We start from the raw sequence: 12,175 nt of genomic DNA, 5'->3' as shown, positions 1-12,175 counted from the left end.
GTAAAAACTGTATGAATGGGGCAAAAGGTATGGCGTCGAACATGACTGGCTTCACACGGCTCTGGTTGCAGGTATTTGTTATAACGGTGCTTTTGTCCGGTTGTGCCGGTGTGGACTCCAATACCCGCGACGACTCCTCCGGCCTTCCCCCGATCCTGGCCCAGGACGAGGTAGTGCGTTCCTACATAAAACTCGGCAGGATCCAGATCACGCGTGAGGTGTTCACCACTGACGCCCTGATCTCCACCGATGTTTACGATTGGGGTACTGCGGCCCTGCGCAGGGAGGCGGCCAAGATGGGGGCGGATGCCATCATTTTTCCAGAGATCACTGGAGCCCACACCACGTCGGGCGTGATACCGTCCACCGAATTCCGCGCCACCGGGATGGCGATCAAATTTAAATAGGGATTGACAGGTAGAGGATAATTTGTATATAAGGAACGTCCAGATTCATTCGTGGCGACGTAGCCAAGTGGTAAGGCAGAGGTCTGCAAAACCTTTATTCAGCGGTTCAAATCCGCTCGTCGCCTCCAACAAACGCAGAGGGTTAGCTGAAAAGCTGGCCCTTTTTTATATCGTGCGGCACCTTCGGTTCGGTCTGGTTTTTCGAGTAAAGCGAGCACTTCGTAGTACAATGATCCCGGCTAGCCTCGCCGATCTCTGTGGGGCATATTTCACGAATGAAAAGGTTACAGTTACCATGATTACCAAGAACACAATTGTTACGGTGAAATACAACGTCACCGACGTGGATGGCAATCCGGTTGATGAAGGCGTGGAGCCGCTCGTGTACCTGCACGGTGGCTACAATGATATCTTTGCGCCGATTGAGAGTGCGCTGGAAGGTAAATCGATCGGAGATGTGGTGAAGGTCAAGTTACAGCCGGGCGAAGCCTTCGGAGAATACGACCCGGACCTCGTGCAGATTGTGCCGGTTGACGAACTCCCCCAGCCGCTTACCATAGGGATGTTGATCGAGGGAGCTTCGGAGGATGAAGGGAGTAGCGGCGAGCCCGTGTATCTCTCGGTCACGGACATCGCGGACGACAAAGCGGTGCTGGACGGCAACCATCCGCTTGCCGGCATGGCCCTGATCTTCAACGGTGTTGTGGCGGAGACTCGTCCGGCGACAGCGGAGGAGGTCGTAGCCAGACAGAATCACGCGTAAGATCGTTCCCGAGGCAAGCCAACGGCATTTATCGGTAATCTAATCAATGAAGGATATCATCTGGCCTCAGCGGGCATAACCTCCTGAGGTCTTTTGATAACTCCTCTGCAAGCGCTCATGCCTCCCGCACGGCAAGCCAGATAGTATGCTGCTGTCCCCCTTGCCCCTTGCCGCGCGCCGGAACCCGGACCTCGTCAACCTTGAAACCCGTAAGACGCAACCTCTCGGTAAACGCACGATCAGGGCCGGCCGACCACACGGCCAGCACCCCCGCCGGCCGCAGGGCGGCAGAGGCGGCCTCCAGGCCGGTCCGGCCGTAGAGCCACGCGTTGCCCCGTCGGGTCATGGCCTCTGGGCCGTTGTCCACGTCCAGCAGGATAGCGTCGTAGGCTTGTTGTTCCGACCGCAGGACGAGGGCCACATCCTGCTCCCGGACCGTGACCCGGTCATCGTCCAGCGGATATCCGGCCAAGTCCGCGAGCGGCCCCCGGTTCCATTCCACTACGGCTGGCACCAATTCGGCCACCACCACCCGGCCGTCGGCGCCGAGCCGGCGCAGCGCCGCGGCGGTGGTGTACCCCATACCCATCCCGCCGATGAGAATGCGGGGAGCGGGAAGCCCGGCGATATGGGCGCAGGCCAGGTCGGCCAAGGCTTCCTCCGAGCCGTGGATCCGGCTGTTCATAAGCTCGCTGCCGTTAACCTGGATCGAATACTCCCTGCCGCGCCGGTAGAGGCGCAGTTCGCCTCCGCCCGACGCCTGTGCGCTGTCGATGAGTTCCCACGGTATCATGATCGCCTCGCATAGTTTATGGTGAAGAAGGAGTTGTCACTTTATCACACGGCGTCCCCCGCTTCGTTGTTTTTTCGTATCTTAGGATTCGTGATGTGGCGTTATTTTCGGGGGAGTGCTCTGGCGTTTTTAGGGGATGGAATATTTTTTGTTTTCATTTTGCACATTAGTTCCTTTTTTGGCCCGTCTTGTGCTTGTCCGATAATCAGGTTGGACTGCTTGGGAGCAGGGTGTTCGTTTTTGTATATGTTTTCTGAAAATTTTACCAAAGTAACGGTATTCTAAGGTGACGTAAAATGTCACCGGTAGCTTTAGGTGACATATTTTTGCTTTATTGTCTGGACATTTGGCGTGCTTTTGCGGTAAATCATGGTGCACATTCATAATGTTTACAGAAGAAGACGACATGGCCGCTCCTGAACGTTTTAAAACCAAATATGTCGGCGTTTTAAGTCGCGGGATCACTCAGGAACGTGGGGCTTTTCGTCTCGGCTGCCGCGGATTCTCGCTGGTTGAGTTGATAACTGTTATGGGGGTTGTGGCGGCGCTGGCAACCATGTCCATACCTGTTTATGACAGTTACCTGGTATCAGTAAGAAATGGCCGATGTGTTGCGGACCTTCGCACCATCGACAAGGCAGTTACCGCATATATCCTGGAAAAGAACAGCCAGCCTGCCCAGCTGTCCGATATCGGAGCCGCTGCCAATCAGCTTGATCCGTGGGGTAGGGCATATGTCTATCAGAATTTTACCATTGATGCCTCAGGTGCACTTAAAGATGAATTCGACGAGCAACTCAACACGGATTATGACCTGTATTCAATGGGGCGTAACGGTGCAAGCGCACAATCTTATGCCGATCCAACGAGTGCCGATGATATCGCACGACATAACGACGGCACATTTGTCGGTTTGAGAGATCCGAGTAGAATATGACGGCTGATAACAATAACGACGATTTCTTTTTTGAGGAACTCTCCAAGTCGGAGTCTGCCGAAAAACCTGATACAGGAGTTTCGGACGATTTTGATTTCGGCGATCTGTCGTGGCCTGTGGAAAAAACTGGTCAGGGCGATACGGACATTTTTTCTTTCGATGAAGAGCCAGAACCTCTTGAAAAGCCGGAACAGGGTATCGAGGAATTGCGCCGGCCCGATGTCCCGGAGTGCCAGGAGGTTTTGCCTTTTACGTGCCTGAAATGTGCCGCGAAAAATGAGGTCGGTTTTTATCAAATTCCGGATACGGGGCTCACAACGAAGTGCACCTCCTGTAAGACAAATATTGAAATTGTCCGGGATTCCAGTGCCAAAAGAGCCGGCCAGTTGTCGAAAGAGTTGTTTTGCGCCAAGTGCGGGCATCAGTTGGACCACCACACCGTATGCCGTTCTTGCGGTTTCCTGTTCCCGGATTATTTTGTCGTTGTGAATCATGAAGAAGCCCGTCGCCAAGCCAAAAGCAGGCAGAGCGCAAAATTCAGGCAGGCATTCGCCGATTTTGGGACTTCTCTGCGGCCACGTGTATCGAAAGATGTTTATACGCCGAGCAGGCCTGTTGTCACCGCATCTGCAAAAACGACTATTTTTTCCGGTAAGTTGAGGGCTACGCTGGTCAGTTTTGTGGTGATTGCCGCCGTTATCGCCGGCGGTTTTGTTTATTACCGTCAGTATAAGGCTGAGCAGGCGTTCGTGACGAATTATGTTAAGGCCCTTTACGGGATAAAGCTGGGCACTGAGGGCAGTATCAATGCCTGCGCTAAAATTTCGCGAGAGTGGAAGGCAACTGCGGAGTCAACTGCGAATTTCGTTCCCCGTGTAAATATGGATGATGATGTCAAGGCGGACAAGGTCAAGGCTGAGGTTGACAAGCTTATGCAGAAGCTTCAGCCGGCTCCGGCCAAGTATTCTCAGGCAAATGCGAAGCTTGCGGAGCTTAACGGTATTTACGGGAACCTTTATGCGCTCAAGAGCTCGCCACGGGGGACGCTGGATAGTTTCAACAACTCCACCGACAAGGCCGATAAGGCTTTTAAGCAGACGGTGCAAGAGCTAAAAGCTAATCTTCCCGAAAAACTGTCCAAGGAATTGGAGACGGCTAAACAGAGATATCGGGGCTTGGCAAGCCTGTAAACATTTAATCGCAGTGTTTTTGTTGAGTAGGTGACGCAGTCCCCTTGCCAGAGATTCGCTTTTACGGCCCCGGAAATCCGGGGCTTTTTTATTTTGGGTGGGTGGCTGAGGTTGCGCGCCTGACATCGCGGACGTTCTTGCCAGTCAGCAGATACAAGGCTTGAAAGCCAGGGCGGAATTTGATACTCTGCCGGCATACTTTGCGGGTACTTTCACCCTTGTGATTCCTGTTAACAGGTACTGATATGAAGTTATTACATTTATGCATCCTGTTATCTCTTGTAATGCTGCCGTCATGCAGCGACCTTAACAGGTCATACGGCCTGACAACCCTGACGCACAATAAAACCTTGGAAAATGAATTTCCTATTGATAACAAGCTTTACTATATGTCGTATGATCAGAGTGTCTGTATTGCCGTAATAACCGGCAAGGTGAAAATTGATAGTAATTTTGAGGGGTACGGCGGGTATCAGGAGTTTGTCGACTCAACCTCAACCGAATTGATCTCCGAGTATGAAAAACACCTGATCACTATTTCAAAGTATTTTCAGCACCATACTTTCAGTCTGGTAGACAGGCAAGAGGTCAATATGGTGCTCGACGAGTACGAGCCGAATAATCTGGCTTTCCTGCCGCAGGAATTACGGGAAAAATTTGCCACTGAAACTACCGCGACGCATATCCTGATGGTTAATTTTTCACGAAACTATGATGATAGATCCCATGCGATAGATGTAACCGAACGCCAGCTCATCAATGTTGCGACCGGTGCCGTTGAAGCGGTCGATTATCTGAAGGTGCGAAATTCCATCTCTCCCTTATAAGGCTGATAAAGCGTGTTTTTGAATACCAATAATCTGCCGTGGCTCATATCGAAGGAGTTGCGAACCATCCTTCATGCCCACATTTCTGATCGCTTCACGGCTTGCGTCCTTACTTGTCAGAGTTCGAGCCATTTTGCCGGGGCTGGCGGCCATAGCCCGGCCGAAATCGCCATAGATACCGACGGCACCATCATCTTTATCACCAGCTTTATAGATACTGATGTCTCTTCCGGCGTGAGGGAACAGGCATGTTTCGATTTTGTGGCTAGGGAGGTCCGGTACGACGGCAAGGAACGTGTGCCTCTGGAGGGTGAACAGGAACGGTACCAGGAATGGGAAAACGCTTTTGTGGCGTCCTCCCTCGCAGGTGCCTACCGAGTGACGGTGTCACCGATACTTGAGTTGGAAGAACGGTGCGTTTGAAACGTCTCGTTCCTCGGAACAGTGGTCCGGTCAAATCAGCGGGTTGCGTCATAACGGTGCAGCCCTTTTTTTATTTTTGCTCCGTGGTTGAGATAGCGGAAAGAATAATTGAATCGGAACTTGCAATTTGAAAATTTGTTCACCGAGTCAATGAATTCGCGAGATAGCGGTAAAAATCTTGTAACAGTAAGAACATGCATGCTATTTTGCGCCGATGTTCGGTATGGTCTTCAATATCCAGAAATATTCTATCTCAGATGGCCCCGGCATCCGCACCACGGTTTTTCTGAAGGGGTGCCCGGCGCGCTGCTGGTGGTGTCATAACCCCGAAAGCCAAGCCTCTCGGCCGGAGACAACCGTCATGGAGAGCCGCTGCCTGGCCTGCGGGGAGTGCATTGCTGCCTGCCCCCGAGCGATCATCGGGGATGGTAAACAGGGCGGGGCCGATTGTCTTTTGTGCGGGGCGTGCGTGGAGGTCTGCCCTCCGGGCGCGCGTAGCCTGGCCGGTAGGGAGATGACCACGGCCCAGGTGATGACCGCCGTCATGCAGGACCGGATCTTTTATGAGGAATCGGCCGGGGGTGTCACCTTTTCCGGCGGAGAGCCGCTCATGCAGTTCGAGTTCCTTCGGGCGTTGCTTGTTGCCTGCCGGGAACAGGGGATACGGACCGCAGTGGACACCGGCGGTTTTGCTCCCTTGGAGCATCTGCTGGAGATATCAAAACTGGCCGATCTGTTCCTGTACGACCTGAAGCTGATGGATGACCGACGGCATTGCGAGGCGACGGGCCTGGGCAACCGGCAGGTTCTGGATAATCTAGCTGCCCTTGGACTGGTCCACGGTGCGATCTGGATACGGGTACCCATCATCCCCGGCGTGAACGACGATGAGGCAAACTTGGCGGAAACTGCCTGTTTCACAGCCGGTATTCAAGGGGTGCGTCAAGTAAACCTGCTCCCCTTTCATAGAACCTGGCACGGTAAACTTGGTCGCCTGGGGCGTGCCATCCCGGATAATGATACGACAACGCCGACCCAAGAGCGTATGGAAGAGTTGGCAAAGATATTTCGGAGCGTGGGGTTGGTCACCAAAATAGGAGGGTAGGGCATGACCGGACGTACAGAGGGGTTGCGGCGCAGGAGCCTGGAGGCCCGGCCGAGCATTTCCGCGGAACGGGCGGTGCTGATCACGGAGTTTTACCGGGAGAACGAAGGGAAATACTCGATCCCGGTGACCCGCGCCCTCTCTTTTCTCCATATCTGTCGCCACAAGACCATCTGGCTGGGGGAGGGGGAGCTAATCGTCGGCGAACGGGGTCCCGAACCCAAGGCGGTGCCTACCTACCCGGAGCTGACCTGTCACAGCCTTGAGGACCTGGAGATTTTGGACTCCCGCCCCTTGACGAGTTACGCCGTGTCGGCAGAATGCCGCCGGGACTACGAGGATATCGTGATTCCCTACTGGCGCGGCCGCTCTCTGCGGGACAAGATTTTTTCACAGCTGAAGCCCGAATGGCACGAGGCCTATGCCGCCGGTATCTTCACCGAGTTCATGGAACAGCGGGCGCCGGGGCACACGGTTCTGGATGGCAAGCTCTACCAGCATGGACTCGTGGACTTCAAGGCGGAGATCGCCGATGAACTCGCCCGGCTCGACTTTAGCGGCGATCCCTTGGCTTGGCGTAAACGGGAAGAGCTTACCGCCATGGATATCTCCTGTGACGCAGTGATCCTGTTTGCCGGTCGGCATGCCGAACTTGCCGAACGCCTGGCCCTCCAGGAACAGGATATACCGCGCAGAATGGAACTGCTGCGTATCGCCGAGGTCTGCCGCCATGTCCCGGCTCACGCGCCCCGTGACTTCCACGAAGCACTCCAGGCCTACTGGTTCTGCCACCTAGCCATCATCACCGAGTTGAACGGCTGGGATTCCATGAGTCCTGGACACCTGGATCAGCACCTCTTGCCGTTCTACGAAAAGGGCCTGGCCGAGGGGCTTTTGACCCGGGAGGTCGCGCGGGAACTCCTGGAGTGTTTTTTCGTCAAATTCAACAATCATCCGTCGCCCCCCAAGGTGGGGGTAACAGCGGCTGAGAGCGGCACCTACACAGACTTTGCCAATATTAATCTGGGGGGGCTCCTGCCGGACGGTTCCGACGGCGCCAACGAGGTGTCCCACATCCTGCTGGATATCATCGACGAGATGCACCTGCTCCAACCCAGCAGCAACATCCAGCTTTCCCGCAAATCCCCTGATGCCTTCCTCAAGCATGCCCTGCGGGTGATCAGGAAAGGCTACGGCTTCCCTTCCATTTTCAACGCCGACAGCGTGGTGGAGGAACAACTGCGCCAGGGGAAAAGCTTGACGGACGCCCGGGCGGGCGGGTGTAGTGGCTGTGTAGAGGTGGGGGCCTTTGGCAAGGAGGCCTACATCCTCACCGGGTACTTCAACTTGGTGAAATTGCTGGAACTGGCCCTGCATAGCGGCATGGACCCGCGCACCGGCCGTCAGGTGGGATCACATACCGGCGACCCGGCCACCTTTTTCACGTTCGACGACCTGTACGCCGCTTTCGAAGCGCAGTTGCGCCACTTCATCGAAATCAAGATGGCCGGAAACCAGTTGATCGAGCAGATGTTCGCCGAACTCATGCCGGCTCCGTTCCTGTCGGTGCTGATCGACGACTGCATCAAGAAGGGACTGGACTACAATGCTGGCGGAGCCCGCTACAATAACACCTTCATCCAGGGGGTGGGCATCGGGAGCATTACCGACTGTCTGGCCGCTCTCAAGGAGCAGGTTTTCGATTCCGGCCGCCTACCTCTGGCGGTGCTGCAGGATTCCCTCAACTCGGATTTCGAGGGGCAGGAGTTGCTCCGCCAGCGCCTGCTCAGCCGGACCCACAAGTACGGCAATGACGACGACTATGCCGACGACCTGATGCGCCGGGTTTTCGAGAGTTTCTTCACCGCCGTGGACGGTAGGCCCAACAGCAAGGGGGGGCACTACCGGGTGGAGATGCTCCCCACCACCTGCCACGTCTACTTCGGCTCGGTCGTGGGGGCTACGCCGGATGGCCGTCGGGCGGGCATGCCGCTTTCCGAGGGGATCTCGCCGGTCCAGGGGGCGGACCGAAACGGCCCCACCAGTGTCATTAAGTCCGCCGGGAAGATGGACCATATCCGCACCGGCGGCACCCTGCTCAATATGAAGTTCACGCCCGCGTTGGTGGAGGGTGAGGAGGGGATCGACAAGATGGCCAACCTGGTCAGGAGCTATTTCCGTATGGATGGCCACCATGTCCAATTCAACGTGGTGGGCGCAGAAACCCTGCGGGCCGCCCAGGCTGACCCTGAAAATCATCGGGACCTGATCGTGCGTGTGGCGGGCTACAGCGATTACTTCTGCGACCTCTCCAAGGAGTTGCAGGATGAAATTGTCACTCGCACAGAACATGATGTTCTGTAAGTTACGGGGATGAGCGGGATAACGGCATAATCCATAATCGCCTAAAGTTCCTCACCCGGCGGGAGAGTTAGTTGAATTTGCAACAGAGTTTTCTTCCTCTCCTTGATCTTCCCCCGATGGAGGAGGGAACTTGATTTTTGTCCACTTCATTCTATTCCGCGTGTCTCCCTGCCGGTTACGCCTGCCCATTAATTAGTCATCCCTGCTCGGAAAGCTGGCTCACCGGAGCGCATCAAGAGCTGCCAACCCCTTCTTTTGAAGGATTGGCGGCTTCTTGCCATGCACTGGCAAGCATTATGCTTGATCAATCGAATTGAAGACAATCCGCACCCATACCGAGGAACCACATGGATACCGTCGCACCGTCCTCATTACTCAATTCAAACCTCGGCCACATACTCGCCAACCACCCGGAAACCCTGCCGGTATTCGTCAATGCCGGCCTGGAGATGGTTGCTGATGAAGGTTTGCGTACGTCATTCGGGACGGTGGTGACGCTCCGTACTCTCCTTGCGGCACGGAACCTCAACGCCGATCTGTTCTGCCGGCAGTTGGACGAGGCGATTGCCGTGGCCGCCCGGACGGCGCGGAAGCTGGCGGTGCCCGAGGCGGCGGGCCGCCCCCTCAATCTGTTCGCCCTGCTTCCCTGCCCGCTTAAGGTGCCGATAGAGGAGGCCTTCGAGGCGTACCTGGACACTCTGCCCCCGGAAGTGCGCGCCTCCTTCACCCATTGCCTTGAGGGTAACGCCAACCATGACGTCGATTACTATGCCCTGGTGGATCATTTTAAATCCATTGACGACATGCCGGATATTATCGTAACCCCCGGCTTCAACAGCTTCTTCCACCGCCCCTTCGTGGAGCGTTTCATCAAGCCGGGTCTGTTCACCAGCGTTTCCACCTTTGGCGGAGACCGGCACCTGGCACGGCTGGGGGTGATCGATCCCCAAGGGCAGTATACCATGCTGGCCATGAACCTGCTGGTGATGGTGGCCGACCATGCGCGCCTCGGGGACCGGCCAGTCCCTTCGACCTGGAACGATCTCCTGAAGCCTGCCTATTGCAAGAGTGTCGCCATCCGCGGCAACCGGGACGGTTCCTTCTGCGAGACCCTGTTGCTGTCGATCCGCAAGGATCACGGGGAGGACGGCATATCCCGTCTGGGTGAAAACGTCCGGTACGGCTGGCACCCCTCACAGATGGTCAAGGCCGCCGCCACCGGCAGTGTGGATGCGCCTGCCGTCAGTGTCATGCCGTACTTTTTTGCCCGGCACCTGCGGGACCGGCAGGGGATCAGCATCATCTGGCCGGAGGATGGCGCCCTGGTCAGTCCGGTGACCATGCTGGTCAAGACCGGAAAACGCGAAGCGCTGCAACCGCTGGTCGATTTCCTGACCGGGGCGCAAGTGGCGGGGATCTGCGCCGGAGCCTCGTTCCCGGCGGTCCATCCCGACGTGGACAACGGCTTGCCGGACGATGCGACCTTCAAATGGATCGGTTGGGAGTACGTGAAGGACAATGACATCAAGTCCCTGCTGGTGGAGGTCAATGCGACCTTTCTCCGGTCGTTCGCGGGGAGCGGAACATGAGGCTGATCACCGTGGCTGGGCCGCCCTCATCGGGCAAGACCTCCGTGATCATCAAGGCGGCCGAGGCGCTGCAAGGGGAGGGGGTGAAGGTAGGCGTCATAAAGTTCGACTGTCTCTCCACCGGGGACCAGGCCCTGTACGAACGGAAAGGCATCGAGGCAAAAACCGGCCTGTCCGGCAACCTCTGCCCCGACCATTTCTTCGTCAGCAATATCCAGGAGTGCCTGCAATGGGGGGAACAGCGCGGCTTCGACCTGCTGATCTCAGAGAGCGCCGGTTTGTGTAACCGCTGCGCGCCCCACATTAAGGATGTGTGCGCGGTCTGCGTGATCGACAATCTGAGCGGGGTGGATACGCCGCGCAAGATCGGGCCGATGCTCAAGATGGCGGACATCGTGGTGGTCACCAAGGGGGACATCGTCTCCCAGGCTGAACGGGAGGTGTTCGCATACCGGGTGCAACAGGTCAATCCTGGAGCCGTCATAATCAATGTCAACGGTCTAACCGGCCAGGGGGGGTATGAACTGGGTCGGCTTTTGTCCGCCGCCAAGGAGACGGTCTCCCTCACCGGCAGGTTATTGCGCTTTACCATGCCTGCGGCGCTCTGTTCCTACTGTCTCGGCCAGCGCCGTATCGGCAGTGATTACCAGATGGGTAATGTCAGGAAGATGGATTTTACATGACAACCGATCATGATACCGTACCCTACAGCGCCATGCCGAGCGGGGATCTGCTGCGTAACTATCCCTATGCGGAGGATTTCTTCACCTCCCTGGGGCTGATGCTGCCGTCGGCCGACGAGTCGGTGGGCGCCTATATCGAGCGCATCCCACCCGAGGTACTGGAAGATCTGGGGATCGAACGCCGGGAGTTGGGGGAACAGTTCAGCGCCTTTATGACACTCCTGATTTCGCTTCAGGAAAAACAGAATGGTCCGACCATCGGCTCCATAACCATCCAGGGGGGGGTAGACAAGAACGGTGCCGACGAGGGGTTCGTGCTGACCGTAACGCCGGGGGAGGTGGTTTCCATCGTCGGCCCGACCGGTTCCGGCAAGAGCCGCTTCCTGGCCGATATCGAATGGATGGCCCAGGGGGATACGCCCACCCGCCGCCGGGTGCTGATCAATGGTGCCGTGCCCGACCCGACGCGTCGTTTCTCCCTGGAGCATAAATTGGTGGCCCAACTCTCCCAGAACATGAACTTCGTCATGGACCTGAGCGTGGAGGAGTTTATCGCCATGCACGCCGAGAGCCGCATGGTAAACGACGTGGCCGGAGTCACCCGAACCATCATCGAAAAGGCCAATGAACTGGCTGGGGAAAACTTCTCGCCCCAAACCCCGGTTACGGCCCTGTCCGGCGGCCAGTCACGGGCGCTGATGATCGCCGACACCTCCTGTCTCAGCACCTCGCCCATTGTGCTTATTGATGAGATCGAAAACGCTGGTATCGATCGGAAAAAAGCGGTGCGGACCCTCGTTGACGGGCACAAGATTGTGCTGATGGCCACCCATGACCCCATCCTGGCCCTTATGGGGGATCGGCGACTGGTGTTCAAGAACGGAGGAGTGCGGGCCATTATAGCCACTAGTCCCGCCGAACGGGCCAACATGGCCGCCTTTGAGGAAATGGACGCCCGATTGACCGCTGTCCGCAATGCCTTGCGTAATGGAGAACGGATCGAGTACGTCTGATCGTCACTACCATGTTTGTTGCCCTGTATTGTTTGCTGTATGCCTATTAATTAATCATTTGTTTTGGGCGCCGCGTTACGG

At 56.3% G+C, this 12,175-nt stretch carries 12 protein-coding genes and 1 tRNA gene; 12 read left to right on the top strand and 1 reads right to left on the bottom strand.

All coding sequences use genetic code 11. From position 1 onward, the window contains the following. The first annotated feature begins 41 nt into the window (after positions 1 to 41). From LDN12_RS11515 to LDN12_RS11505, 3 genes are all read left to right on the top strand, one after another. Positions 42 to 407, top strand: coding sequence for a hypothetical protein (locus LDN12_RS11515; RefSeq protein WP_223922806.1), 366 nt, complete (start codon positions 42 to 44; stop codon positions 405 to 407). A gap of 53 nt (positions 408 to 460) precedes the next feature. Further along, positions 461 to 535 (top strand) — tRNA-Cys (locus LDN12_RS11510). 167 nt (positions 536 to 702) lie between these two features. Beyond that, positions 703 to 1,170: a peptidylprolyl isomerase gene (locus LDN12_RS11505; RefSeq protein WP_223922805.1), complete on the top strand. Its 468-nt coding sequence runs from the start codon at positions 703 to 705 to the stop codon at positions 1,168 to 1,170. 115 nt (positions 1,171 to 1,285) lie between these two features. On the opposite strand, the gene LDN12_RS11500 is transcribed toward LDN12_RS11505, so the two are convergent. Continuing rightward, on the bottom strand, positions 1,286 to 1,963 hold the full coding sequence (locus tag LDN12_RS11500; RefSeq protein ID WP_223922804.1) for a spermidine synthase: 678 nt from the start codon (positions 1,961 to 1,963) through the stop codon (positions 1,286 to 1,288). Positions 1,964 to 2,369: 406 nt separating this feature from the next. Here LDN12_RS11500 and LDN12_RS11495 point away from each other — a divergent pair, with 406 nt between their 5' ends. From LDN12_RS11495 to LDN12_RS11455, 9 genes are all read left to right on the top strand, one after another. After that, positions 2,370 to 2,900 (top strand): type II secretion system protein, encoded by a 531-nt coding sequence (locus LDN12_RS11495; RefSeq protein ID WP_223922803.1) that lies wholly within the window; start codon positions 2,370 to 2,372, stop codon positions 2,898 to 2,900. Continuing rightward, positions 2,897 to 4,090, top strand: a complete 1,194-nt coding sequence (locus tag LDN12_RS11490; RefSeq protein ID WP_223922802.1) for a hypothetical protein — start codon at positions 2,897 to 2,899, stop codon at positions 4,088 to 4,090. Before LDN12_RS11495 ends, LDN12_RS11490 begins: the two co-directional genes overlap by 4 nt. Before the next feature lie 245 nt (positions 4,091 to 4,335). Then, entirely contained in the window at positions 4,336 to 4,917 is a 582-nt protein-coding gene (locus LDN12_RS11485; protein ID WP_223922801.1) for a hypothetical protein, read from the top strand. Between the two features lie 12 nt (positions 4,918 to 4,929). Next, positions 4,930 to 5,340 carry a DUF2787 family protein gene (locus LDN12_RS11480; RefSeq protein ID WP_223922800.1) on the top strand — a complete coding sequence of 137 codons (411 nt, stop codon included), beginning with the start codon at positions 4,930 to 4,932 and terminating at the stop codon, positions 5,338 to 5,340. Between the two features lie 223 nt (positions 5,341 to 5,563). Further along, positions 5,564 to 6,445, top strand: coding sequence for a glycyl-radical enzyme activating protein (locus LDN12_RS11475; protein WP_223922799.1), 882 nt, complete (start codon positions 5,564 to 5,566; stop codon positions 6,443 to 6,445). 3 nt (positions 6,446 to 6,448) lie between these two features. Then, entirely contained in the window at positions 6,449 to 8,809 is a 2,361-nt protein-coding gene (gene hypD, locus LDN12_RS11470) for a trans-4-hydroxy-L-proline dehydratase (protein ID WP_223922798.1), read from the top strand. A 347-nt stretch (positions 8,810 to 9,156) separates the two neighbouring features. Continuing rightward, positions 9,157 to 10,398, top strand: coding sequence for an ABC transporter substrate-binding protein (locus LDN12_RS11465; protein WP_223922797.1), 1,242 nt, complete (start codon positions 9,157 to 9,159; stop codon positions 10,396 to 10,398). Next, a complete protein-coding gene (locus LDN12_RS11460; protein WP_223922796.1) occupies positions 10,395 to 11,081 on the top strand; it encodes a GTP-binding protein in 687 nt (228 codons plus the stop codon). Before LDN12_RS11465 ends, LDN12_RS11460 begins: the two co-directional genes overlap by 4 nt. After that, entirely contained in the window at positions 11,078 to 12,094 is a 1,017-nt protein-coding gene (locus LDN12_RS11455; protein WP_223922795.1) for an ATP-binding cassette domain-containing protein, read from the top strand. The genes LDN12_RS11460 and LDN12_RS11455 overlap by 4 nt, the downstream gene beginning before the upstream one ends. The last annotated feature ends 81 nt before the right edge of the window (positions 12,095 to 12,175 follow it).

It is taken from the genome of Geobacter sp. AOG2, assembly GCF_019972295.1.
Classification (GTDB): domain Bacteria; phylum Desulfobacterota; class Desulfuromonadia; order Geobacterales; family Pseudopelobacteraceae; genus Oryzomonas.
Note: the sequence above shows the minus strand (reverse complement) of the source record. Positions and strands in the feature narration are given on the sequence as shown.

Bases quoted from the DNA above. Each gene is read 5' to 3' on its own strand.
- LDN12_RS11515 (WP_223922806.1), top strand. From the start codon at position 42: ATGACTGGCTTCACACGGCTCTGGTTGCAGGTATTTGTTATAACGGTG.
- LDN12_RS11505 (WP_223922805.1), top strand. From the start codon at position 703: ATGATTACCAAGAACACAATTGTTACGGTGAAATACAACGTCACCGAC.
- LDN12_RS11500 (WP_223922804.1), bottom strand. From the start codon at position 1,963: ATGATACCGTGGGAACTCATCGACAGCGCACAGGCGTCGGGCGGAGGC.
- LDN12_RS11495 (WP_223922803.1), top strand. From the start codon at position 2,370: ATGGCCGCTCCTGAACGTTTTAAAACCAAATATGTCGGCGTTTTAAGT.
- LDN12_RS11490 (WP_223922802.1), top strand. From the start codon at position 2,897: ATGACGGCTGATAACAATAACGACGATTTCTTTTTTGAGGAACTCTCC.
- LDN12_RS11485 (WP_223922801.1), top strand. From the start codon at position 4,336: ATGAAGTTATTACATTTATGCATCCTGTTATCTCTTGTAATGCTGCCG.
- LDN12_RS11475 (WP_223922799.1), top strand. From the start codon at position 5,564: ATGGTCTTCAATATCCAGAAATATTCTATCTCAGATGGCCCCGGCATC.
- hypD (WP_223922798.1), top strand. From the start codon at position 6,449: ATGACCGGACGTACAGAGGGGTTGCGGCGCAGGAGCCTGGAGGCCCGG.
- LDN12_RS11465 (WP_223922797.1), top strand. From the start codon at position 9,157: ATGGATACCGTCGCACCGTCCTCATTACTCAATTCAAACCTCGGCCAC.
- LDN12_RS11460 (WP_223922796.1), top strand. From the start codon at position 10,395: ATGAGGCTGATCACCGTGGCTGGGCCGCCCTCATCGGGCAAGACCTCC.
- LDN12_RS11455 (WP_223922795.1), top strand. From the start codon at position 11,078: ATGACAACCGATCATGATACCGTACCCTACAGCGCCATGCCGAGCGGG.